This is a genomic window from Nocardioides sp., assembly GCF_029937575.1.
Lineage (GTDB): Bacteria > Actinomycetota > Actinomycetes > Propionibacteriales > Nocardioidaceae > Nocardioides.
This window is the reverse complement of sequence record NZ_JAPYPS010000002.1, coordinates 1-23,112: the sequence shown is the minus strand read 5'-3', so window position 1 is coordinate 23,112 and position 23,112 is coordinate 1. Positions and strand designations below refer to the sequence as shown.

At 70.0% G+C, this 23,112-nt stretch carries 23 protein-coding genes and 1 tRNA gene; 10 read left to right on the top strand and 14 right to left on the bottom strand.

All coding sequences use genetic code 11. The features are described 5' to 3' along the window. Positions 1-3 precede the first annotated feature (3 nt). The 10 genes from Q1K33_RS01030 to Q1K33_RS00985 form a co-directional block, all read right to left on the bottom strand. Positions 4-747 (bottom strand): C4-type zinc ribbon domain-containing protein, encoded by a 744-nt coding sequence (locus Q1K33_RS01030; RefSeq protein WP_300399822.1) that lies wholly within the window; start codon positions 745-747, stop codon positions 4-6. Positions 748-772: 25 nt separating this feature from the next. Beyond that, positions 773-1,900, bottom strand: coding sequence for a Nif3-like dinuclear metal center hexameric protein (locus Q1K33_RS01025; protein ID WP_300399821.1), 1,128 nt, complete (start codon positions 1,898-1,900; stop codon positions 773-775). 27 nt (positions 1,901-1,927) lie between these two features. After that, positions 1,928-3,481 carry an AMP-binding protein gene (locus Q1K33_RS01020; protein ID WP_300399820.1) on the bottom strand — a complete coding sequence of 518 codons (1,554 nt, stop codon included), beginning with the start codon at positions 3,479-3,481 and terminating at the stop codon, positions 1,928-1,930. A 107-nt stretch (positions 3,482-3,588) separates the two neighbouring features. Next, the gene (locus Q1K33_RS01015; RefSeq protein WP_300399819.1) at positions 3,589-3,963 is read right to left on the bottom strand and encodes a hypothetical protein; all 375 of its coding nucleotides are present in this window, start codon (positions 3,961-3,963) and stop codon (positions 3,589-3,591) included. 56 nt (positions 3,964-4,019) lie between these two features. Continuing rightward, the gene (locus tag Q1K33_RS01010; protein WP_300399818.1) at positions 4,020-5,450 is read right to left on the bottom strand and encodes a DUF4331 domain-containing protein; all 1,431 of its coding nucleotides are present in this window, start codon (positions 5,448-5,450) and stop codon (positions 4,020-4,022) included. 2 nt (positions 5,451-5,452) lie between these two features. Further along, positions 5,453-5,710 (bottom strand): hypothetical protein, encoded by a 258-nt coding sequence (locus tag Q1K33_RS01005; protein WP_300399817.1) that lies wholly within the window; start codon positions 5,708-5,710, stop codon positions 5,453-5,455. A gap of 322 nt (positions 5,711-6,032) precedes the next feature. Further along, positions 6,033-6,104 (bottom strand) — tRNA-Val (locus tag Q1K33_RS01000). A gap of 178 nt (positions 6,105-6,282) precedes the next feature. Further along, positions 6,283-6,747 (bottom strand): peroxiredoxin, encoded by a 465-nt coding sequence (locus Q1K33_RS00995; RefSeq protein ID WP_300399816.1) that lies wholly within the window; start codon positions 6,745-6,747, stop codon positions 6,283-6,285. Then, positions 6,744-8,366: an AMP-binding protein gene (locus Q1K33_RS00990; protein WP_300399815.1), complete on the bottom strand. Its 1,623-nt coding sequence runs from the start codon at positions 8,364-8,366 to the stop codon at positions 6,744-6,746. The genes Q1K33_RS00995 and Q1K33_RS00990 overlap by 4 nt, the downstream gene beginning before the upstream one ends. 41 nt (positions 8,367-8,407) lie before the next feature. After that, the gene (locus tag Q1K33_RS00985) at positions 8,408-8,836 is read right to left on the bottom strand and encodes a DUF3052 domain-containing protein (protein ID WP_300399814.1); all 429 of its coding nucleotides are present in this window, start codon (positions 8,834-8,836) and stop codon (positions 8,408-8,410) included. 223 nt (positions 8,837-9,059) lie between these two features. On the opposite strand from Q1K33_RS00985, the gene aceE reads away from it, so the two are divergent. Beyond that, entirely contained in the window at positions 9,060-11,801 is a 2,742-nt protein-coding gene (aceE, locus tag Q1K33_RS00980) for a pyruvate dehydrogenase (acetyl-transferring), homodimeric type (protein ID WP_300399951.1), read from the top strand. A 51-nt stretch (positions 11,802-11,852) separates the two neighbouring features. Here the strand turns inward: aceE and Q1K33_RS00975 are convergent, their stop codons facing one another. Then, a complete protein-coding gene (locus Q1K33_RS00975; RefSeq protein ID WP_300399813.1) occupies positions 11,853-12,815 on the bottom strand; it encodes an alpha/beta fold hydrolase in 963 nt (320 codons plus the stop codon). A gap of 179 nt (positions 12,816-12,994) precedes the next feature. Here Q1K33_RS00975 and Q1K33_RS00970 point away from each other — a divergent pair, with 179 nt between their 5' ends. The 7 genes from Q1K33_RS00970 (at position 12,995) to Q1K33_RS00940 (ending at position 19,974) form a co-directional block, all read left to right on the top strand. Continuing rightward, positions 12,995-14,221 (top strand): PucR family transcriptional regulator, encoded by a 1,227-nt coding sequence (locus tag Q1K33_RS00970; RefSeq protein WP_300399812.1) that lies wholly within the window; start codon positions 12,995-12,997, stop codon positions 14,219-14,221. Between the two features lie 79 nt (positions 14,222-14,300). Further along, entirely contained in the window at positions 14,301-15,485 is a 1,185-nt protein-coding gene (locus tag Q1K33_RS00965; RefSeq protein ID WP_300399811.1) for an acyltransferase domain-containing protein, read from the top strand. Then, entirely contained in the window at positions 15,482-16,483 is a 1,002-nt protein-coding gene (locus Q1K33_RS00960) for a beta-ketoacyl-ACP synthase III (protein ID WP_300399810.1), read from the top strand. The genes Q1K33_RS00965 and Q1K33_RS00960 overlap by 4 nt, the downstream gene beginning before the upstream one ends. A gap of 44 nt (positions 16,484-16,527) precedes the next feature. Further along, positions 16,528-16,773, top strand: coding sequence for an acyl carrier protein (locus Q1K33_RS00955; RefSeq protein ID WP_300399809.1), 246 nt, complete (start codon positions 16,528-16,530; stop codon positions 16,771-16,773). Next, complete coding sequence (locus Q1K33_RS00950) at positions 16,770-18,032, top strand: beta-ketoacyl-[acyl-carrier-protein] synthase II (RefSeq protein WP_300399808.1); 1,263 nt, start codon at positions 16,770-16,772, stop codon at positions 18,030-18,032. The genes Q1K33_RS00955 and Q1K33_RS00950 overlap by 4 nt, the downstream gene beginning before the upstream one ends. A 3-nt stretch (positions 18,033-18,035) precedes the next feature. After that, on the top strand, positions 18,036-19,463 hold the full coding sequence (locus tag Q1K33_RS00945) for a carboxyl transferase domain-containing protein (RefSeq protein ID WP_300399807.1): 1,428 nt from the start codon (positions 18,036-18,038) through the stop codon (positions 19,461-19,463). A gap of 91 nt (positions 19,464-19,554) precedes the next feature. Further along, positions 19,555-19,974, top strand: coding sequence for a hypothetical protein (locus Q1K33_RS00940; RefSeq protein ID WP_300399806.1), 420 nt, complete (start codon positions 19,555-19,557; stop codon positions 19,972-19,974). Positions 19,975-19,980: 6 nt separating this feature from the next. Here the strand turns inward: Q1K33_RS00940 and Q1K33_RS00935 are convergent, their stop codons facing one another. Next, positions 19,981-20,457, bottom strand: a complete 477-nt coding sequence (locus Q1K33_RS00935) for a DUF3145 domain-containing protein (protein ID WP_300399950.1) — start codon at positions 20,455-20,457, stop codon at positions 19,981-19,983. On the opposite strand from Q1K33_RS00935, the gene Q1K33_RS00930 reads away from it, so the two are divergent. After that, on the top strand, positions 20,417-20,584 hold the full coding sequence (locus tag Q1K33_RS00930; protein WP_300399958.1) for a hypothetical protein: 168 nt from the start codon (positions 20,417-20,419) through the stop codon (positions 20,582-20,584). The genes Q1K33_RS00935 and Q1K33_RS00930 overlap by 41 nt on opposite strands. Positions 20,585-20,603: 19 nt before the next feature. On the opposite strand, the gene Q1K33_RS00925 is transcribed toward Q1K33_RS00930, so the two are convergent. Further along, complete coding sequence (locus Q1K33_RS00925) at positions 20,604-21,536, bottom strand: alpha/beta hydrolase (RefSeq protein ID WP_300399805.1); 933 nt, start codon at positions 21,534-21,536, stop codon at positions 20,604-20,606. A gap of 50 nt (positions 21,537-21,586) precedes the next feature. Here Q1K33_RS00925 and Q1K33_RS00920 point away from each other — a divergent pair, with 50 nt between their 5' ends. Continuing rightward, complete coding sequence (locus Q1K33_RS00920) at positions 21,587-22,096, top strand: hypothetical protein (RefSeq protein ID WP_300399804.1); 510 nt, start codon at positions 21,587-21,589, stop codon at positions 22,094-22,096. Between the two features lie 15 nt (positions 22,097-22,111). Here the strand turns inward: Q1K33_RS00920 and Q1K33_RS00915 are convergent, their stop codons facing one another. Continuing rightward, the gene (locus tag Q1K33_RS00915) at positions 22,112-22,990 is read right to left on the bottom strand and encodes a tetratricopeptide repeat protein (RefSeq protein ID WP_300399803.1); all 879 of its coding nucleotides are present in this window, start codon (positions 22,988-22,990) and stop codon (positions 22,112-22,114) included. Positions 22,991-23,112: the final 122 nt, after the last annotated feature.

Sequence of the window (23,112 nt, the reverse complement as noted above, 5' to 3'; positions counted from 1 at the left end):
CCGTCAGAGCCCCGACTCCGACGTCCGCACGAGGATCCGTGAGCACTCCTCGCACCGCACGACCGTGTCGGCGGGCGTGGAGCGGATCACGGCGATCTCGGCGTTGTCGATCCCGAGCTGACAGCCGTTGCACCGGCGCTGACGCAGCTCGGCGGCGCCGACGCCGCCCTTGTTGCTGCGCAGCTTCTCGTAGAGCGCGAGCAGGTCGTCGGGCAGCCCCTCGACGGCGGGTCCGCGGGCGTCCGCGATCTCCGCGAGCTCGCGATCGATCTCGCGCTCCTTCTCCTCGCGCACCACGGCCAGCTCGGCCAGTCGCTCGTCCGCGGCCGCGACGCGCTGGTGCAGCTCGGCAAGCGTCGCCTGAGCCTCCTCGAGCTGCTCCATCACCTCGAGCTCCTCGTCCTCGAGCACCGAGATCCGGCGATCGAGCGAGACCAGCTCGTGCTGCATGCGCTCGAGGTCCTTGGGGTTGGTGATCAGCCCCTGGTCGACACGGTCGCGGTCGCGCGTGCGCCGAGTCTTGACCTGCTCCACGTCGTTGTCGGCCTTGCGCTGCGCCAGGTCGAGGTCGTCCACCACGATCTGCGCGTCGCGCCGCTGGTCGTCCACCTCGGCGCGCGAGGCCTCCAGCGCGGTCATCTCCGCCACCTCGGGCATCGTGGCGAGGCGGTGTCGCGCCTGGTCGGCGCGGGCGTCGAGGGCCTGCACCTCGAGCAGTCGCTCCTGGGCTGCGGGATCGGCCTTCACTGGGTCCTCTTCGTCGTCTGCGGGGTCACAGGCGCATTGTCCACGGGTCGGTGACCCGGGTGCTGATCCGGGTCTCCACGGCACCGTCGAGCGCCTCGGTCAGCCGAGCCGCCACGATCGGCAACCAGGTCGACTCGGCCGCCCAGTGCGACACGTCGACCAGCGCCGGTCCACCCTTCTCGACGAACTCCGCTGTCGGGTGGTGACGCAGGTCGCTGGTCACGTAGACGTCGGCGTCGGTCGCCAGGACGTCGTCGAGGAGGAAGTCGCCCGCGCCGCCGCAGACGGCCACCCGCCGTACGCTCCGCTCGGGGTCGCCGGCCACACGGACGCCATGGACCGTCTCCGGCAGTGCCTGGGCGACGACGGCCGCGAAGTCGCCCAGGCTCTGACGGACGATGGTGCCGATCCGGCCCGTCCCCGCGAGCGAGACCTGCCCGTCGGCCACCTCCACGACGTCGTAGGCCGGCTCCTCGTAAGGGTGGGCGGCGAGCATCGCGCGCACGACCTGGGGTCGGCTCCCACGCGGCAGCACGACTTCGATACGCACCTCCTCGATCGTCTTGATCTCACCGATCGTGCCGATCATCGGGTCGGCGCCCTCGAGCGGGCGGAAGCGACCGACCCCGTCGGTGGAGAAGGACGCGAAGTCGTAGGCGCCGATGGTGCCGGCGCCCGCCTCGGCGAGGGCCGCGCGCACGATCGCGGCCGCGTCGGTCGGGACGAAGACGGTGAGCTTGTCGATCGCGACGCCGGGATCGTTGAGGATCGGTTCGACCTCCTCCAGGCCCAAGGCGAGGGCCAGGGCTTCGGAGACTCCGCCCACGGCACGGTCCGCGTTGGTGTGCGCCGTGAGCAGTGCGCAGCCGGCCTTGGTGAGCATCGCCAGCGTGCGGCCCTTGGGAGTGGTCGCCGCCACTCCATGCACCGCCTTGAGGAACAGCGGGTGGTGCACGACCAGCAGGTCGGCCCCCCACTCGGCCGCCTCGGCGGCGACCTCCGCCGTGACGTCGACGGCGAACATCACCTTCGCGACTGCCTGGTCGGGGTCACCGGCGACCAACCCGACGGCATCCCAGCCGTCAGCGGTGTGCGGCGGGTACCAGGAGTGGAGCAGGGACGTGATCTCGGAGAGGGGGGTGGGCGTTGGCACGTCGCACAGGCTAGCCCTCGGCCCAGCTCAGTTCACCTGGCGGTCGCGGCCTTCCCAGTAGGGGGCGCGCAGCTTGAACTTCTGCAGCTTGCCGGTCGCCGTTCGCGCCAGCTCGGCCCGCACCTCGATGGACGTGGGCGCCTTGTAGCCGGCCGCCTTCTGCTTGCACCAGGCGATCAGCTCGGCCTCGGTGTCGGCCGTCTCCTCGTGACCGTCGGCCAGCACGACCAGCGCCTTGATCGTCTCGCCCCACTTCTCGCTGGGCACCCCGATCACCGCTACCTCCGCGACCGACGGGTGCGAGAACAGCACGTCCTCGACCTCGATCGAGGAGACGTTCTCGCCTCCGGTGATGATCACGTCCTTCTTGCGGTCCGAGATCGTGAGGTAGCCGTCCGCGCCGACCACTCCCCCGTCCCCGGTGTGGAACCACCCGTCGCGCAGGGCCGCCGCCGACTCCTCCGGCTGCTCCCAGTAGCCCTCGAGGACGACGTTCGAGCGCGCCAGCACCTCCCCCTCGTCCGAGGTGGAGAGCCGTACGCCGAGCGCCGGGGCACCGGCACGGGTCAGCAGCCCGGCTCGCTCCTCGGCGGAGACGTCGTCCCACTCGGCGCGTGTCCGGTTGAACGTCAGCAGCGGGGACGTCTCGGTGAGGCCGTAGATCTGGATGAACTCCCAGCCGAGCTCCTCCTCCACGCGCATCACGGTCCTGGTCGGCGGCGGGGCGCCGGCCATGATGATCCGCACCCGGTCGCGCCCGGGGATCTCGCCCTCCCAGGTCTGGGCCGCCTCGAGCACGGCGGCCGCCACGGCGGGCGCCGCGCACATCACGGTGACCCCGTGGTCCCGCACGCGTCGCAGGATCTCGGCGCCGTCGATCTTGCGCAGCACGACCTGCTTGACGCCCAGCCCGGTCATCGCGAAGGGCATCCCCCAGCCGTTGGCGTGGAACATCGGCAACGTGTGGAGGTAGACGTCGCGATCGGTCACCGCAGCATGCATCGCGAACGTGACGGCGTTGACCCAGATGTTGCGGTGCGTGATCTGGACTCCCTTGGGCCGGGCAGTCGTGCCGGAGGTGTAGTTGATGCACGCCGTGGCGTTCTCGTCGGGCTCCCAGACGGCCGGCTCCGCACCGCCGTCGGCCGACGACGCGGCGTACAGGTCGTCGTCGGAGCCGAGGACGAAGCGGTGCTCGGCCGTGATGTCGGCCAGCTCGTCGTCGAGCTCGGGGTCGATCAGCAGCACCCGGGCGCCGGAGTGCTCCACGATGTAGGCGACCTCGTCGGGGCGCAGCCGGAAGTTGACCGGCACCAGCACCCTGCCCGACCCGGCCACGCCGAAGAACGACGTGAGCAGCCGGGCGCTGTTGTGGCTGACGATCGCCACGCGCTCGCCGACCTCGACGCCGAGCTCGTCCAGCTTGGCGGCCTGTCGCCGAGCCAGCTCGGCGATCTCGGTGTAGGTCAGGTCGCCCAACGGCGTGGCCGGCTGGTCGGGCTCGTCGACGGCGCCTGTGCGAGTGCCGTAGACCTGCTCGGCGCGATCGATGAAGTCCCGGACGGTCAGCGGTACGAACATGTCACCCACTCTAGTGACACCGGACACAGCCCGGGGAAGCGACAGGACCCCGACCGCGGTGAGCGGTCGGGGTCCTGCGACGTGCGGTCAGACGATGGGTCGGCCCTTCACGACACGGTGGGCCAGGTGGCCTGCGTGACCTGGCCGCCGACGACGTCGACCTCCATGACCACGACGTCCGTGCCCTTCATGAGCAGCCGGTAGCGGCCCTCGCGGACCTCCGGGTAGATCAGCGACGGAACCGGCTCGCTGGCGCCCGGCATCGGTCGTCGTACGACTGCCACGTGCGGTCGGTGCCCATGTCCGTGACCGTGCCCGTGTCCGTGACCGTGGCCGTGCTCGTCGGCGTGGTCTTGGTCGTCGGCGTGGTCGAGACCGGCGGCGACGTCCTGCCCCTCGGCGAGGATGTCGACCTCCTGTCCGACCAGGTCCAGGGGCATGATCACCACGACTGCCCCGATGTCCCCACCGATGTCCAGCATGACCGAGCCTTGGCCGGCATGCGGGTTCTCGGGGGAATCGGGGAGCCGCTCCTGGGTCACGACGCAGGGTCCTCGAAGGTCGAGGTCCCCGGAGTCGTCTGGTAGCCGCCGCCCGGGTGGGCGAGGAACGGGAAGTCGCTCAGCAGCGGGTCACCGGTGTACGACGTGCCGTCCCGCAGCTGCGCAGCGGTCTCGTCCGGCGTGTAGTCGGGGTCGACCAGCGGGATCGTGGCTCCGGCGACGGCGCGCAGCGAGATGCCGACGACGTCGTCCTCGAGGCGACGACCGTTGGGGAAGCCCCCGATGTCGCCGCCCACGACGCCGTAGATGCTGTAGCTGTCGCTCTCCGGGTCGGTGGGCTTGATGGCGGTGTTGAGCCGCAGCATGTCCGCCTGCACCGGTCCGGTGTAGTTCTGGAAGATCGACTTCCCGTCCGCGTCGTTCACCACGCCGCCCGGGATGCCGGTGAGCAAGATCGCGGCCAGGTCGGCGCGCGGCTTGTCGTAGGCCTCCAGGTTCGGGAACACCCCCGGGTAGAGGAACGGCAGCAGCGTCTGCAGCTCGGGCTGCAGCACGGTGTCGGCGTAGTCGGAGTCGTTCTTCGGCTCCGTGGTGTTCCACTTGTCCTTCTGGGTCATCGGCACCAGCACCTCGTTGAAGAGGGGGTTGCCCAGACGTGAGACCTGCTTCTTGGGACCGGCGCCCTTGTAGGTGCCGCTCTTGTCCTCGAAGATCCGCGCGTTGCGACGGCTGGCCGTGGCCCACACGCCGATGGTGTTCTTGCGGTCCTTGAAGCTGAGCGTCGGGTTGCCGCCCTTGACCAGGTCGGAGCGAGGCACCTGGATCGCGATCGTGTGGCAGTTGTAGGACTGGACCGAGTTGATCCCGTCCATCGCCGCCATCGGAAGCAGGTGCGCACCGTTGAACGGACGCAGCGCGCCCAGGTCGAAGATGCTGCCCAGGTCCACGAAGAAGGCATCGGTGCGCTGACCCGCGAAGAACTTGCGCGGGCCGACCGTGGTGATCGCCGAGTTGGCGAGGTCCTCGTAGTTCGGCGTGCTGCGCGGGCCCACGTTGACCGGCGGCACCGGGAAGCGTCCGCCGATCTGCACGGCCTTCTCGTTGCGACGACCCATCTTCTCCAGGCGCACGACGTTGTAGGTCTGCGGCCGGTTCCACTCGGGGGCGTCCAGCGACGTGATCTGGCCGGTGTTGTAGAGGAACGAGGGGTTGCGGATCTCCGTGCGGAAGTTGAACCGATAGGTGACGTCCGGCTGGCACTTGTTGGTGTTCGAGATGTTGATCTCGTAGAGGACGTCATCGGCGAACTCGTAGAAGTTCGGGCCGCCGTTGGGCTGCTGCAGCGGGTAGAAGTTCGCGATGATCACCACCTGGTCGTCCTCGGTGGGGTGCATGAACGCGTAGACGTCCGTGCTGTCTGCGGCCGGGTCCTTGGAGATTTCCGGCGCTTCGCGGTGGGACGACATCTCTACTTACCTCCAGCAGCGTTGAGGATCCGGGTCACGAGGTCTCGGTCGTGCACGATGACCTCGTTCTCGCCGACGAGCAGGCGCACCGTGGCGCCCTTGTGGTCGTCGATGAGGGCCACGACGGACTCCTTCGCGCCCTTCCCGCTCAGCGCCGCGGGCTTCGCCTGCGCCGAGCCTGCGCTCAGCGCGACCGCGGTCGTCGCAGCGGCTCCGGCTCCGGCCGCTGCCATGAAGTTTCTTCTACTGGTCTCGCTCATGCGGTATTGCCTCCCAGTGGATCTGTGCCCGACTCCATGTGAGCCGTGCCATAGGCGATTCGACACCGCTGTTCGACCGGATTGGCACACACCGCGAAGTAATCGAGGTTCTCTCAGGCATCTCGCCCGCTCGGGTGAGGAAACGTCGGAGGAGAGCAGGGGGAAGGGGCCCGCACCAGTCACCCCCACGGAATCCGGCGCGGACCCCGTGAGTGGTTCGGAGGCCGAGACTCCCCGGATGGGGCCGCGGACCAACCCGTCAGCGAACGAGCCGGAGCCCCTCCTGGGCGCGCACGGCCGGGAGATCACGACGTCGCACCGGTGGGCGCGGAGGGGATCGAACCCCCGACCACCTCGTTGTAAGCGAGGGGCTCTACCGCTGAGCTACACGCCCTGGCTCGAAAGCGGCGCCAGCCTAGCGCCCACCCGCGCGGGGTGGAAAAAGAGTTGAACCGCTGGCGTCTCGGGTCACCAGCGGTTCAACGTGGAAGACCATACCGATCTCGCAGGCGCGGTCCAAGAGCTACTCGCAATTTTCGACCAGTGGTCTAGGCCACGACCTCACCCCAGGGTCAGCTGACCTGGCGCAACTGCGCCAGGTGCTCGTCGAGGTCCCGACTGTCGGCGATCGCGTTGTGCACCGCCCACCTCAGGTTGCCGTCCTTGTCGATGACGTACGACGAGCGCCGCGGGCACCCCTTCACCTCGTCGAAGACGTCGTAGGCACGGGTCACCTCGCCGTGCGGCCAGAAGTCGCTGACCAGGGGAAAGTTCAGCCCGTCGGCGTCGGCGAAGGCCCGCAGCGCGTAGAGCGGGTCGCAGGAGATGCCGACGACCTCGGTGTCGAAGGTCATGAACTCGGCCAACCGGTCACGGATGCCGGCCATCTCCCCGGTGCAGACACCGGAGAAGGCGAAGGGGTAGAAGAGCAGCGCGACCGCCTTGCTTCCTCGGTAGGAGGACAGGGTCACGTCCTGGCCGAACTGGTCGCGCAAGGTGAAGTCGGGGGCAGGACCCCCGAGGCGCAGCCCGCTCACTCGGCCAGCTCGCGCTTGAGCACCTTGCCGGTCGCGTTGCGCGGGAGCTCGTCGAGGAACACGATCTCGCGCGGCACCTTGTAGCGGGCGAGGTTCTGCTTGACCCAGGCCTTGAGGTCGTCCTCGCTCACCGTGTCGTCCTTGCGGACCACGAAGGCCAGCAACCGCTTGCCGAAGTCGTCGTCGTCCACCCCGATCGCGGCCACCTCGACGACCGCCTCGTGGCGCGCCAGGCAGTCCTCGACCTCCTTGGGGAAGACGTTCTCCCCGCCGGAGACGATCATCTCGTCGTCGCGACCCTCGACGTAGAGCAGCCCGTCCTCGCCGTACCGGCCGACGTCGCCGGTCGACATCAGTCCGTCGACGACCTCCTTGTGGCCGCCGCCGGTGTAGCCCTCGAAGAGCAACGAGTTGCCGACGAAGATCCGTCCCGACCGCCCCGCTGGCAGCTCGGTGCCCTGGTCGTCGAGGATCTTGACCACCGTGGCGTACGGCGGCCGCCCGGCCGTGTCGGGCGCCCTGCGCAGCTCGGACGGACCGGCGATGGCAGCGTAGGCCACCTCGGTCGAGCCGTAGGTGCTGTAGAGGTTGTCGCCGAACTGGTCCATCCACGTGGTGGCCAGGTCACCGGGCAGTGCCGACCCCGAGCTCGCCACGACCTGCACGCGCCCGAGGTCGTAGCGGTCCTGGGTCGCCTGCGGGAGGGCCAGCATCCGCTGGAGCATCACCGGGATGACCACGATCGACTCACACTTCTCGTCGGCGACGACCTCGAGGCAGCCCTCGGGGTCGAAGCGTCGCTTCAGCACCATCGTCGAGCCCAGCAGCATCGCGAGGGCGAAGTGCGCGAAGCCCCACGTGTGGAACAGCGGTGCGGCGATGTGGGTGCGCCACCCGTACTTCATCGGGATGCTTCCCAGGAGGGAGACGGCGGCGTCGATTCCGGCCTCGCTGCGCGGCGCCCCCTTGGGCGTCCCCGTGGTGCCGGACGTCAGGATCACGGTGCGGCCGTGCTTGGCGGGCGGCGCGAGGTCGAGCGGGTCGCGCGACTCGATCAGCTCCTCGAGCGTCGGCACCTCACCTCCGGACCCGCTCCGGACGGCGTCGCTGTCGGCCCATGCGACGATCCTGACGTCGACGTCGGCCTCGCCGACGAGCTCGGAGAACTCCTCGTCGTAGATCAGCACGGTGGGCTTGTCGCGGCCGAGCACCTCGCGGAGCTGCGGTCCGGCGAAGGCGGTGTTGAGGTAGAGCGAGTCGGCGCCGAGCTTGGCTGCGGCGATGCTGGCGTCGACGAAGCCGCGGTGGTTGCGGCACATGATCGCGACCGCATCGCCCTCACCGACGCCGAGCCCGCGCAGGGCGTGGGCCAGCGAGTTGGAGCGGGCGTGCATCTCACCGAAGGTCAGCTGGCCGAGCTCGTCGACGAGACCGATGCCGTCGGGCGATCGGACCGCCAGGGAGGTGAAGCCCCCCGCTGGACCGGTGCCCCACTGCAGCACCGTGCGGCCCAGGCGGGCCAGGGTGACGGGCGAGTAGGGCCGGATGACTCCCGCGCCGGCAAGGACCTTCGCGGACGTCCCGGCGGCAGCGACGCCGGTCTTCAACTTGGAGAGCACGGCCGCAGCCTAGACGACGTCTCGACGAGACGTCCTCGCCCTCAGGCGACGGTCTTCGGGGCCACGAGCCGGGTGGCCGCCCAGTCCTTGCTGACCGTCACCGTGGTGGTCTGGGAGAGGCCGGCGATCGGAGCGGCCTCGGAGATGTCGGCGGCGTCGACGGCGTTCGGGCGACCGATCTTGGGTGTCAGCAGCCAGATGTCGCCGCCCCCCACGAGGTCGGTCAACGAGTCGACCAGCCCGTCGACGAGGTCACCGTCGTCGTTGCGCCACCACAGCAGCACGGCGTCGACCACGTTGCCGTAGTCGCCGTCCACCATGTCGGCGTCGATGCAGTCCTCGATGGAGACACGGAGCTCGTCATCGGTGTCGTTGTCCCAGCCCAGTTCCTGGATGACCATCCCGGGCTTGAGGCCCAGTCGGTCTGCGGCACTGGTCTGGGTGGACCCGCCACCCGCGGTCGAACTCAACGTGATCCTCCAGACGTGGGTCGTCGACCGCTCACCGGACGACGAAGGTGGGAGTAGTCCACCGGAGTTCGGCAGCGGACGCAACACCTCGCCGTTCTCGGCCGGGCGGCAAACGGCTACCCGCGGGTAAATTTCACGGTGGTCCTGAGCGTGCGACGATGAACGGGTGACCGAAGAAACCACCCCTACTTCAGGCACTCGTTCCGGCTCGCGCCCCTCCGTCATCCACGAGGGCTTGCCGACCCAGCTTCCGGATATCGACCCGGACGAGACGACCGACTGGCTTGACTCCTTCGACTCGCTCGTCGACGAACGCGGGCGCGAACGCGCCCGGTACGTCATGCTGCGACTCCTCGAGCGCGCCCGCGAGATGCAGGTCGGCGTGCCCGCCCTGCGGAGCACCGACTACATCAACACGATCCCTCCCGAGCGCGAGCCCTGGTTCCCCGGCGACTACGAGGTCGAGCAGCGCATTCGCGCGTTCATCCGGTGGAACGCCGCGGTGATGGTCTCCAGCGCCAACCGCAAGGGGCTGGAGGTCGGCGGCCACATCGCGACCTACCAGTCCTCGGCCAGCCTCTACGAGGTCGGCTTCAACCACTTCTTCCGCGGCAAGGACGCGGCGCCGGAGAACGGCGCCGGCGGCGGCGACCAGATCTACATCCAGGGCCACGGCTCCCCGGGCATCTACGCCCGTGCCTTCCTCGAGGGCCGCCTGGACGAGCAGCAGCTCTACCGCTTCCGCCAGGAGGTCCAGCACGGCCGTGGCGCGGGCCTGCCGTCGTACCCCCACCCCCGGCTGATGCCGGACTTCTGGGAGTTCCCCACCGTCTCGATGGGGCTGACCGCCCTCAACTCGATCTACCAGGCCCGGTTCAACCGCTACCTGCACAACCGCAACATCAAGAACACCGCCGACCAGCACGTCTGGGCCTTCATGGGCGACGGCGAGATGGCGGAGCCCGAGTCGCTCGGTGCCATCCGGGTCGCCGCGCGCGAGGAGCTCGACAACCTCACCTGGGTCGTCAACTGCAACCTGCAGCAGCTCGACGGGCCGGTCACCGGCAACGGCAAGATCATCCAGGAGCTCGAGGCCAACTTCCGCGGAGCCGGCTGGAACGTCATCAAGGTCGTGTGGGGCCAGGGCTGGGACGCCCTGCTCGCCCGCGACGTCGACGGCGTCCTGGTCAATCGGATGAACAACACCACCGACGGCGCCTTCCAGACCTACTCCACCGAGGACGGCGCCTACGTCCGCGACGACTTCTTCGGCTCCGACCCGCGCCTGCGGGCGATGGTCGAGCACATGAGCGACTCGCAGATCCAGAAGCTCCCCCGCGGCGGGCACGACTACCGCAAGGTCTATGCCGCCTTCGACGCCGCCGCCAAGCACGTCGGGCAGCCCACCGTGATCCTCGCCAAGACGGTCAAGGGCTGGACGATCGACGCCCTGGAGGGCAAGAACGCCACCCACCAGATGAAGAAGCTCACCCAGGACGACCTGAAGAAGTTCCGCGACCGGCTGTACCTGCCGATCTCGGACCGCGACCTGGAACGCTCCTACGAGGAGACCGGCACGGCGCCGTTCTTCCACCCCGGCAAGGACGCTCCCGAGATCGAGTACATGCTCGAACGCCGCCGCCAGCTGGGTGGATCGGTGCCGCAGCGGGTGCAGCGCGCCAAGCCTCTCGTCCTGCCCGGCGACAAGGTCTACTCGGCGCTCAAGAAGGGCGCGGGCACCAAGTCGATGGCCACCACGATGGCGGTCGTCCGACTCCTGCGCGACTGGATGAAGGACCCGGAGATCGGCCAGCGGATCGTGCCGATCGCTCCGGACGAGTACCGCACCTTCGGGATGGACTCGATGTTCCCGAGCGCGAAGGTCTACAACCCGGGCGGCCAGAAGTACGAGTCGGTCGACCGCAAGTTGTTGCTCTCCTACAAAGAGGCCAAGGACGGCCAGATGCTCCACGAGGGCATCTCCGAGGCCGGGGCGATGGCCTCGGCGACCGCGGCCGGGTCGTCGTACTCGACCCACGGCGAGCACATGATCCCGTTCTACATCTTCTACTCGATGTTCGGCTTCCAGCGCACCGGCGACTCGATCTGGGCGATGGCCGACCAGCTCGCCCGCGGCTTCCTCATCGGCGCCACGGCCGGCCGGACCACACTGACCGGCGAGGGCCTGCAGCATGCCGACGGCCACTCCCCGCTGCTGGCGGCGAGCAACCCGGCGATCGTGCACTACGACCCGGCCTTCGCCTACGAGGTCGCCCACGTCATGCAGTCGGGACTCGAGCGGATGTACGGCGAGCAGGCCGAGGACGTCATCTTCTACCTGACCGTCTACAACGAGCCGGTCGCGCAGCCGGCCGAGCCCGACGACGTCGACGTGGAGGGCATCCTGCGCGGCGTCCACCGGGTCTCGACGGGTGACGCTGAGGGTGACGGGCCGACGGTGCAGCTGATGGCCTCCGGCGTCGCCTACCCGTGGATCAAGGACGCGGCGCGGATGCTGACCGAGGAGTGGGGCGTGCGCGCCGACACGTGGTCGGTCACCTCGTGGAACGAGCTCGCCCGCGACGCCGTCGCCTCCGAGGACTGGAACCTCCTGCACCCGCAGGAGCCCCAGCGCACGGCATACGTCACCGACAAGCTCGCCGGCCACGACGGCCCCTTCGTCGCGGTCTCGGACTACATGGCCGCCGTGCCCCTGCAGATCGCCCGATGGGTGCCGGGGGACTACTGCGTCCTCGGTGCCGACGGGTTCGGATTCGCCGACACCCGGCCCGCCGCACGTCGCTACTTCCGCATCGACGCCCAGTCGGTCGTCGTACGAGCACTGCGGGCACTGGCCGATGCCGGTGAGATCGACCCGAGCGTGGTCACCAAGGCCTACGAGCAGTACCGGATCGACGACCCGACGGCCGTGTCCGGCGTGGCGCAGGAGGGCGGCGACGCCTGATCAGCTCTCACCGCGCGAGCAGCGCCCGGCGCGCTCGCGCGGTGAGCAGCGTCAGGCTGTGGTGGCGTTCTCCGCACGCGGCACGACGCCCATCGGACCGATCGGGCCGACGCGCCCACCCTTGAGGAGCGCCCGCCACTTGGCTCGGCTGTAGGTCGCCGGCTTGGTGCTGCGGACCCAGTCCTCGACGATCTTCACGAAGCGCTCGGGGTGGTCCTTGTGCGGGAAGTGGCCGGCGTCGGGGATGACCTCGACGCGCGCCTTGGGCGCGAGGGCAGCAGCGTTGCTCGCGTGGCGCACCGGGATGACCATGTCGTGGCGTCCCCACACCACGGCCATCGGCATCGCGTCGGTCAGGTAGGCACGATCTGCCATCGTCACGATCTGCCCCTTCCAGTCGACCACCGCACGGACCACGTGCCGCGTCGCCGCCCGCGTCTGGGGGTCCTTGAACGACTCGTAGATGTCGGCGACCTCGCCGAGGTCGCGGGTCGCCTTGAGGCCGGTCATCGACAAGGTCTTGAGACCCACGACACCGGCGTGCCGGACGCCCGGCAGGGTCAGCAGCCCCATCGCCTGGTGGAAGCCGGGCGTGGTGATGGCTCGGATGGCCGGGGTCACCTCGGGACCGAGGCCACCGGAGGAGACCAGCATCATCCGCTCGGTGCGCTCGGGGAACTGGTAGGCGAACTGCATCGCCACGCCACCTCCGAAGCTGTGCCCGATCACCGTCACCTTGTCGATGCCCAGCACCGTCAAGAGGTCACGCATCCCGTTGGCGTAGCCGCCCACGCTGTAGTCCGCGCGGGGCTTGTCCGACAGCCCGTGTCCGAGCATGTCGGGCGCGATCACGGTGTAGCGCCGCGCCAGCGACTCGATCACCGGCTGCCAGGTCGTGTGGTCACAGGCCAGTCCGTGCAGCAGCAGCAGCACCGGACCCGAGCCGGCCTTCACGTAGGCGCGTCGGTGACCGTGGATCGTGACGTACTGGACCTCGTGCTGGTCCTGACTCATCGCGGGCCTCCCCCATCGGCAGGTTCAGGATTCAACCAGACATCCGGTCGCTCCGGGCAGGTGTTCACGCGAACGTCACACGTGACGCCGTTCCCTCTCCCCCGAGCGGGTGATGCCGCGCGAGCCGGTCGGAGGAGGCACGGTCCTCCTGCTCCTTGCGATCGCAGTAGCCTGCCGGGATGGCCGCCCGCACTCCCCCCAGCTCCGGGGCCCGTCCGCGCTCCCGGGCCGCCTCCGCGCTGGTGAGGGCGACGGGAAGGCTCAGCACCGCTGCCACCAGCCACATGGAGCAGGACCTGTCGTGGTTCGGCGACCTGAGTGCGGAGGAACGCTCGTGGGTGGGCCAGATCGTCCAGGCCGGCATCCGTGACTTCGTCGACTGGTACCGCGACGACCCGGCCGACCTGGCCGACGCGAACCGGTCGTTCGAGGTGGCCGGCTCCGTCTTCGGCGCCGCTCCTCGGGCCCTCACCGGCACGATCAGCCTCCAGCAGACCGTCGACCTGGTCCGACTCTCCATCGAGGTCGTCGAGCGGCGCGTCGACTCGATCGTGCACCCCGACGATCTCGACGACGTGCACGCCGCGGTGCTGCGCTACGCCCGCGACATCGCCTTCGCCACCGCCGAGGTCTACGCCCGCGCAGCTGAGCAGCGTGGCGCCTGGGACGCTCGGCTCGAGGCCCTGGTCGTCGACTCGGTGCTGCGCGCCGAGACCGACGAGACCATGCTGTCCCGTGCCAGCGCGCTGGGATGGGGCGCGCACGGACAGGTCGCGGTCGTGCTCGGCACCCTCCCGGAGCGTCGCACCGACACCGACCTCTTCGACGCCGTACGACGCCAGGCTCGCGCCGCGGGCATGGATGCCCTCTGCGCCACCCAGGGCGAGCGTCTGGTCGTGCTGCTCGGAGCCGTGGAGCAGCCGCGCGCAGCGGGTGCCACGATCGCCGACCTGTTCGGCGTCGGGGCGGTCGTCGTGGGTCCGGTCTCCGACGACCTCGGGTCCGCCCACATCTCTGCGCGGTCCGCCCTGGCGGCCCACCGCGCGTCCAGCGGTTGGCCCGGCGCCCCCCGCCCGGTGCTCAGCTCCGAGCTGCTCGCCGAGCGTGCCCTGGCCGGCGACGGACACGCGCGCCGGCACCTGGTCGACGAGGTGTACCTCCCACTGGTGGCCGCCCGCGGCGCACTGGCGGAGTCGGTGGCGGCCTACCTCGACTGCGGCGCCTCCATCGAGGGTGCGGCGCGCACACTCTTCGTGCACCCCAACACGGTGCGCTACCGGCTGCGCCAGGTCGCCGACCTCACCGGCCTGACGCCCAACCAGCCGCGCGACGCATTGACGTTGCAGATCTCACTGGTCCTGGGCAGGCAGTCGGGTCGGGTGCCCGACGACACCCCGACTTTGTAGGAACCCTACAAAGTTTCGCCACCATCTTTCGTGGTCGCCGGACGGGATCCCCGGGGTGCGTCCGGGCAGAGTTGACCCCGTGCTCGTCATCGTTGCCCCCGGCCAGGGAGCCCAGACTCCCGGCTTCCTCGCGCCCTGGCTCGAGGACGACGTCTTCGCCTCGCGGATGCACTGGCTCTCGACCGTCGCCGGTCTCGACCTGGCTCACCACGGCACGGTCTCGGACGCCGAGACGATCCGCGACACCCGGATCGCGCAGCCGCTGCTGCTGGCCACGTGCCTGGTCGCGACCCTGGAGCTCTTCCCCCACCCGAGTGACGGCTTCAGCCAGGTCGGTGCCGTCGCGGGCCACAGCGTCGGCGAACTGGCCGCGGCGGTCGGCGCGCGGGCCATCACCGCGGAGCAGGCGATGGTGCTGGTGCGCGAGCGCGGCAACGCGATGGCCGACGCCTCGGCGGTCACCCCGACGGGCATGACTGCCGTGCTCGGCGGTGAGCGCGAGGACGTCCTGGCGAGCTTGGCCCGCCACAGTCTCGTCGCCGCCAACGACAACGGCCCGGGGCAGGTGGTGGCGGCCGGCACGACGGAGCAGCTCGCCGCTCTGGCCGCCGACCCGCCGACCAAGGCCCGACTCATCTCCTTGCCGGTGGCCGGCGCCTTCCACACCGAGCACATGGCTCCGGCCGTGGGCCACGTCGCCAAGCTGGCGATGTCGGTCTCGACGCACGATCCCCGCATCCCCTTCATCTCCAACCGCGACGGTCAGGTGATCCACGACGGCCGCGAGGTCCTCAAGCGGATCGTCGGGCAGATCTCGCACCCCGTCCGCTGGGACCTCTGCCTGGACACGATGCTCGACCTCGGTGTCACCGGGGTCCTGGAGATGCCCCCCGCCGGCACCCTCACCGGCATCGCCAAGCGTGCCCTCAAGGGTGTCGAGACCTTCGCCCTCAAGACTCCCGACCAGCTCGACGCGGCCCGCGACTTCGCCGCCAAGCACGGCGAGGGCTCGCTGATCGACGTGACCCCGACCTGGCGGATGGTCGTCTCGCCGGTCAAGGGCACCTTCCACATCGACGCCGAGGCCGCCTCGTCCGACGTGCTGCAGGCCGGAGTGGAGATCGGCGGCATCAGCAGCCTGCGCGAGCGGATCCCGGTCACAGCGGCACACGGGGGCCAGGTGATGGAGTGGCTCGTCGAGGACGGCGACCCCGTCGCCCCCGGTCAGCCGCTGCTGCGTCTGCACCCGATGGGCTCCGAATGACCCGCCTCGCCGAGGGACTCCCCGGGAGCCCCGCCAGCATCCTCGGCATCGGTGCCTACCGCGGCTCGCAGGTGGTCCCCAACGCCGATCTCGTCGAGGCGATCGACTCCTCCGACGAGTGGATCCAGCAGCGTTCGGGCATCCGGGAGCGTCGCTTCGCGACGCCCGAGGAGACCGTGCAGCTGATGAGCGTGCGGGCGTGCCAGGAGGCCCTGGACAACGCCGGCATCGACGCTCGCCAGGTCGATGCCGTCATCGTGGCCACGATCAGCCACCTCATGCAGCTGCCGGCCGTGGCGCCCGCGGTGGCGACCGAGCTCGGTTGCGACCAGCCGGTCGCGTTCGACGTCTCGGCGGCCTGCGCAGGCTTCTGCCACGGCGTGACGCTGGCCGCCGACATGATCCGCGGGGGCAGCGCCACCTACGCCCTCGTCGTCGGGGTCGAGCGCCTGACCGACATGCTCGACCTCGAGGACCGCGGCACGGCCTTCATCTTCGCCGACGGCGCCGGAGCCGTGGTGATCGGACCGACGGAGACCTCCGGCATCGGCCCGGTGGTGTGGGGCTCCGACGGCGAGCACTTCGACTACATCCGGCAGCGCGAGGACTGGCCGGACGTCCTGGCCGCCGAGCAGCCCGGAGGTCACTTCATCACGATGCAGGGCAGCGCCGTCTTCCGCTGGGCGTCCTTCTCGATGGCCAAGGTGGGCCTCGAGGCCCTCGACCGCTCCGGCATCAGCGTCGACGACCTCGACTGCTTCGTCCCGCACCAGGCCAACATGCGCATCACCGATGCGATGGCCCGCGCGATGAAGCTCCCCGCGTCGGTCAAGATCGCCCGCGACGTCGCCGAGCAGGGCAACACCTCCGCGGCATCGGTCCCGCTGGCCCTGCACCGCATGGTCGCGGACGGCGATGCCGTCTCCGGCGACCTGGCACTGCTCATCGCCTTCGGCGCCGGCCTGGCCTACGCGGCCCAGGTCGTCGTCATCCCCTGACCCACCTGAACCAACCCAGCAGCACCCTACGAAAGGAACGGCTCATGGCCACCACCGAAGAGATCCGTGCCGACCTCGCCGACATCGTCAACGAGGTCGCCGGCATCGAGCCCGACGACGTCCAGCTCGACAAGTCGTTCGTCGACGACCTGGACGTCGACTCCCTGTCCATGGTCGAGGTCGTCGTCGCCGCCGAGGAGAAGTTCGGCGTCACCATCCCCGACGACGAGGTCAAGAACCTCAAGACCGTCGGCGACGCCGTGGCCTACATCGAGCGCGCCGGCTCTTGAGCGCCACCGACGCCCGCACCCGGGTCGTCGTCACGGGTCTCGGGACCACCAGCCCGGTCGGTGGTGACGCCCCCAGCACCTGGGAGGCGCTGGTCGCCGGCCGGTCCGGCGTACGCCGCCTGACCCAGCCCTGGGCAGAGGAGATGGCCGTGAAGATCGGCGCTCCGGCCCTCGTCGACCCCACCGACGTCCTCGAGAGGGTCAAGGCTCGACGTCTCGACCGCAGCTCGCAGCTCGCCATGGTGGCGGCGATGGAGGCGTGGGCCGACTCCGGGCTCGTCACCGCCCAGGCCGACGGCGACCTCGACGGCGACCGCGTGGGCGTCGCGATGGCCTCCGGCATCGGCGGGGTCACGACGCTGCTGAGCAACTACGACACGCTCAAGGAGAAGGGTCCCCGTCGGGTCTCTCCCCTGGCCGTGCCGATGCTGATGCCCAACGGCCCCGCAGCCAACATCAGCCTGTACGTCGGAGCTCGCGCCGCGGTCAACACGCCGGTCTCGGCCTGTGCGTCGGGCAACGAGGCGATCGCGATGGCGATCGACCAGATCCGCCTCGGCCGCGCCGACGTCGTCGTCGCGGGGGGCACCGAGGCCGCGATCCACCCGCTGCCGATGGCGGCCTTCGCCAACATGATGGCGCTGTCGAAGAACGACGCCGACCCCACGACGGTGAGTCGGCCGTGGGACACCGCCCGCGACGGCTTCGTCCTCGGCGAGGGAGCCGGCGTGCTCGTGCTCGAGTCGGAGGCGCACGCCAAGGCGCGTGGGGCCCGGATCTACGCGGAGGTCCGTGGGGCCGGCATCACTGCCGACTCCCACGACATCGCTCAGCCCGACCCCGCGGGGCGCGGCGGATCGCGGGCGATCAAGCGGGCCCTGCTCGAGTCGGACATCGATCCGACGTCGATCGTGCACGTCAACGCGCACGCCACCTCGACGCCCCAGGGCGACATCGCCGAGGGCCTGATGCTGCACGCCACTCTCGGCTCCCACGTGGACCAGGTCGTGGTGACGAGCACCAAGTCCATGACCGGACACCTCCTGGGTGGGGCGGGAGCACTCGAGGCAGTCGCCACGGTGCTGGCACTGCACCACCGCCTGGCGCCGCCGACCATCAACCTCGACAACCAGGATCCGGCCGTCGAGCTGGACATCGCCACCAAGCCACGCGACCTCCCGGAGGGCGACATCGCCGCACTGAACAACTCCTTCGGCTTCGGCGGCGCCAACGTCGCCGTCGTGTTCGCGAGTGCCTGAGCGATGACTCAACGCACGCTCGCGCCCAAGCCCTCGCGCGCCGAGGACCCACGCAACCCGGTCACTCGGCTGGCTGCCCTGCTGGACGAGGGCAGCCTCGAGCTGATCACCCCCGACGACGACTCCGGCATGCTCGCGGCCGTGGGCTCGGTCCAGGGCACCCGCGTGGTCGCCTTCTGCTCGGACGCCACCGTCATGGGCGGGGCGATGGGCGACCAGGGCTGCCAGGTCGTCGTCGACGCCTACCACCGGGCCATGACGGACCGGGTGCCGATCATCGGGCTGTGGCACTCGGGAGGCGCGCGTCTCGCCGAGGGCGTGCTGTCCCTGCACGCGGTGGGCAGGATCTTCCAGATCATGACCCAGGCCTCGGGCGCCATCCCCCAGATCTCCGTGGTGCTGGGGCCCGCTGCCGGCGGTGCCGCCTACGGGCCCGCGCTGACCGACGTGGTGATCCTGGGTCCCGAGGGACGGATCTTCGTCACCGGACCCGACGTCGTGCGGTCGGTCACCGGCGAGAGCGTCGACATGCTGCGACTCGGTGGGCCCGAGCCCCACGGACGCCGCTCAGGCGTCGTCCACATCGTCACCGAGAGCGAGCGCGAGGCGCTCGACCGGGCCGGCGCCGTCGCGGCCCTGCTCGGTTCGCAGGGCAGCCTCGTCGTCGACCACGTCGACGACCGGGACCTGGCCACGGCCCTCCCGGAGTCGAGGAAGCGTGCCTACGACGTCCACCCCCTCGTCGAGCAGATCCTCGACGCGGACACCAGCCAGGAGCTGCACACCCGCTGGGCACCCAACATCGTCACCGCCCTGGGCCGCTTCGGCGGTCGGACCGTCGGGGTGGTGGCCAACAACCCCCTGCGCCTGGGCGGGTGCCTCGACTCTGCTTCGGCGGAGAAGGCCTCCCGCTTCGTGAGGATGTGTGACGCCTTCGGGGTGCCGCTGATCGTGGTCGTCGACGTGCCCGGCTACCTGCCGGGGGTCGGTCAGGAGTGGGACGGCGTCGTACGGCGAGGGGCCAAGCTGTTGCACGCCTTCGGCGAGTGCGTGGTCCCCCGCGTCACCCTGGTCACCCGCAAGACGTACGGCGGGGCCTACATCGCGATGAACTCGCGCTCGCTGGGCGCCACCCGCGTCCTGGCGTGGCCCGGGGCCGAGGTCGCCGTGATGGGCGCGGTGGCCGCGGTGCGGATCTTGCATCGCCGACGACTGGCCGAGGTCGCGCCTGACATCCGCCCCCAGGTCGAGGCCGAGCTGGCCGCCGAGCACGAGCGGATCGCGGGTGGCGTCGACAAGGCAGTGGAGATCGGTGTCGTCGACGAGGTCGTCTCACCGGCCTCGACGAGGTCAGCCATCGCCACGGCGATCCACGATGCCGTCCAGCAGGACGGGGTCCGCCGCGGGAGGCACGGCAACATCCCGCTGTGAGCACGGGCGGTGGCCGCCGAGCACTGTGACCGTAACCACGTCGCGCCCCAGGCGTTGATACGGTTGACGAACGTCACAGTCTGGAGGACGCATGCTGCGCACGATGATCGCCCGAGCCGGGACCACCGCCCTGGTGGCGAGCCTGCTGGTCATGATTTCGCCGGGTCAGTCCGACGCGGGTCGATCCTTCAAACCCTACGGGTCGATCTCGTCGAAGAACTTCGTGCTGAAGCGCGGCTGTCACACCTACTTCTACCGTTACGAGATCACCCCGCCGACTGAGGAGTGGGACGCCGAGGTGTTCATCGTCTCCCCCGACGGCACCGGTCTTGCCTCGGACGTCATCTTCAGCGCTGTCGACAAGAAGCGCGGGCGCAACAGCTACGAGGTGTGCCGCCCTTCCACGACCTACGGAAAGCACAAGCTGAAGATGAAGGTCACCTTCAACCGCGGCCGCGAGGTGTTCGACGGGTTCGTGAAACCGTCGTCCTTCCGCTTCAAGCGACGCTGAGCGGCCTCAGACCACCTGGTGCAGCCAGCGCACCGGCGCTCCGTCGCCGGCGTGACGGAAGGTCTCGAGCTCGTCGTCCCACGGCTTGCCGAGCAGCTTGTCGATCTCGGTCACCAGGGCGACCTCGCCCAGGGCGGCCTTGACGACCGACGCCTTGAGCCGGTCCTCGGGGATCATGATGTCGCCGTGCAGACCGATGACGGCGTGGAAGACGCCGAGATCCGGGGTGAACGAGAAGCGCGCGCCCTCGGTGACCGCCGTGGGCTCCTCGGTGATCTCGAAGCGCAGGTGGCTCCAGCCGCGCAGAGCGGAGGCGATCGCGGCCGCAGAGCCGGCCTCGCCGGTCCAGGAGACCTCGGACCGGTAACTGCCCGACTGCGCGGGTTGGGGGGTCCACTCGGGGTTCACGGGCACGCCGAGTACGCCGCCGACGGCCCACTCGATGTGTGGGGTCAGTGCCGACGGCGCTGAGTGGACGTACAAGACGCCCCGGGTCGCGCTCCGGTTGCTGGTGCGGGTCGTCACATCGGTCTCCTTCATCTGCGGCGCGAGCTACGCCTTCCCCAGCGGGCTCGACATGACGATGAAGTGGTCCAACGTGATCGGGTGACACATGTGTAGTTAGACCATCATTGTGACGCATGAGGCGCTCGCACACCAGTCCCGGCCCGCGAGATGTCCATCAAGGTGGCGATCACCTCCTGCGCGATCCCCAGCCCACCCAGGTGGGACTCACCGTCGATGACCCGCAGCTGGGCATCGGGAAGCCGCTCGACCATGTGCTCGCCGTGGGCAAAGGGCACGATGTGGTCGGCGTCGCCGTGCCACCACACGACGGGGGGCGTGACGTCGCTCGGCGAGAAGCCCCACTCACGCGTGAAGAGCACCAGGTCGTTGAGCGGCGCCGAGGTCTGGAATCGGGACCCGTTGAGCAGGTCGTCGAGGAACATGGCCTTGAACTCCGGGCGGGCCAGCAGGTCCTTGTCCCCGGCCGGCTGGAGGGCGGCGTAGAGATCGAGCCCCGGGCCGGCCAGCGGCTTCACCAGACGGATCGCTCCGGTGAGTCCGACACCCAGGGGGACTCGGACCGCCTCGATCGCCGACGCCAGGCGTACGGCGAGCTGGATGATGCCGCCCGGTGCCGCGTCCGGTCCCCGCGTCGGCGCCACTCCACCCAGGATGCCCACCGCGCGCACCCGATCCGACAGGCCGGCACCCGCGGCCAGGGCGTACGGCCCGCCGCCCGACAAACCGATCATGCGCACGTCCTCGACGGCCAGGGCGTCGACCAGAAGCTCCAGGTCAGCGGTCCAGTCCAGCACGTCGCGATACAGGTGCGGTGTCGACGATCCGATGCCCGGGCGGTCGACTCCGATGATGCGCAGATTGTGCTCCTCGGCATGGAGGCGCGCCTCGAACGGGATCTGCCTGCGGGCCCCGGGCGTGCCATGCATCCACAGCAGCGCGTCCCCCCGGGGAGACCCGTACTCGGCGAAGCTCAGTCGGCGTCCGTCTCGCACGGCCACGGTGCCTTCGAGAGCCGGACGTTTCACGTCGGTCATGCGCGGGAGTCTTCCATGCGACGCCGCCCGACCGGGTCTACCCTGCGCACATGTCGCAACCGAGCACCGACCTCGCCGTACGCCGCCGCAGCCGGTGGGGGCTGGTCGGTGTCCTCGTGGTCCTGCTCGGTGTCGTGGGCCTGGCCGTCTGGCACGCCCACCATCCGATGCCGCTGCCGACCGAGACCAGGACCGTCAGCGCCAACACCCCGGTGGACGAGCCGGTCTACGTCGGGGTCGCCAACGGCGTGGAAGGACGCACCTTGAACCTGTCGGGGGTCAAGGTGCACACGACGAGCAACACCGCCGTCAGCGTGACTCCCCTGCTCTGCCGTGACGGCCGTCTCGAGGCCACCACGGACCCGACCGCGTTCTGCGCCGACCTGGTGAACCCCGAAGGACAGACCTTCGGCTCCACCGACTCCATCGTGTTGCAGGTGGTCAGCCCCGAGCCCGCGATCGCCGTCGTGGACCCGGTGCGACTGGGATTCCGCGAGAGCCTCCAGTGGGGAACCTTCCCCACCGGAGCCGGAGCCGTCGTCAGAGTCCTCTCCCGATGATGACCCGGGCGCGGCTCAGACCTGGTCGATCCGCCGCTCGAGGTCCTCGGCGCGGGCGGCTGAGTCCGTCAGCTCCATCGAGTCGATGGCGTGGGTGCGGTGGAACCAGGCCAGCGCATCCTTCTCACGCCCCGCCGCGACGAGCGCGTCCGCGTAGGCATAGCGCAACCGCACCACCCACGGCTGACGCGACTTGTTGTTGAGCGGTGCCAGCTCGAGGGTGCGCAGGGCGGCGTCCAGCTGGCCGAGGTCTCGGCGAGCGCCGGCCTCGACCAACGTCATCTCGGCCTTGGCCTCCGGGACGAAGTTGGCCACCGACGGACTCTTGGCGAGCTTGAGGGCATCCTCAGGCCGACCCAGGGCACGGTGACAGTCCGCCATGATGGGCAGATAGGCCGTCGCGCCGTTCATCCGCTTCGCGGCACGCAGCTCCGCCAGCGCCTCTGCGTAGTGCCCGGCCGCATAGGCGGCTTCCCCCGTGGCCTCGCGCACGACGGCGAGCCGCGGGGCGCGAGCCCTGGCTGCGAGCGTGTGCTGGTACGCCGTCTCCGGGTCCTCGTCCACCAGGACGCCGGCGGCTGCGAGGTGCCGGGCCACGCGGGCCGCGAGCTTCTCGGGCAGGCCCTTCAACTGCGCCGTCACGGCCCGGTCCAGCTCGCCGCCGGTGATGTCCGCCGGCAGCTCCGGACCGTCGTAGACGGACTGCTCCACCGTGCGCGGCACGTCGCGCTGGTCGTCGGGCCGCTTCCAGTCGGTACGACGCCCCTGCTGGCCGCCTCGACCGCCACCCTTCGACGGGGGCTTGCCGCCGCCACGCCCGGGGGATCCCTGGGAACGACCGCCACCTGCGCTGCTGCGGCCACCACCACGGGCTCCGCGTCGATCCTCGGCCACGTACCTCACCTCGCTGTTGAACTGTCCCAGAAATAGAGTAGAGGCCACCTTACGGTGGCCTCTACTGAAGAATTGTCCGGCGGCGTCCTACTCTCCCACAACCTTCCGGTTGCAGTACCATC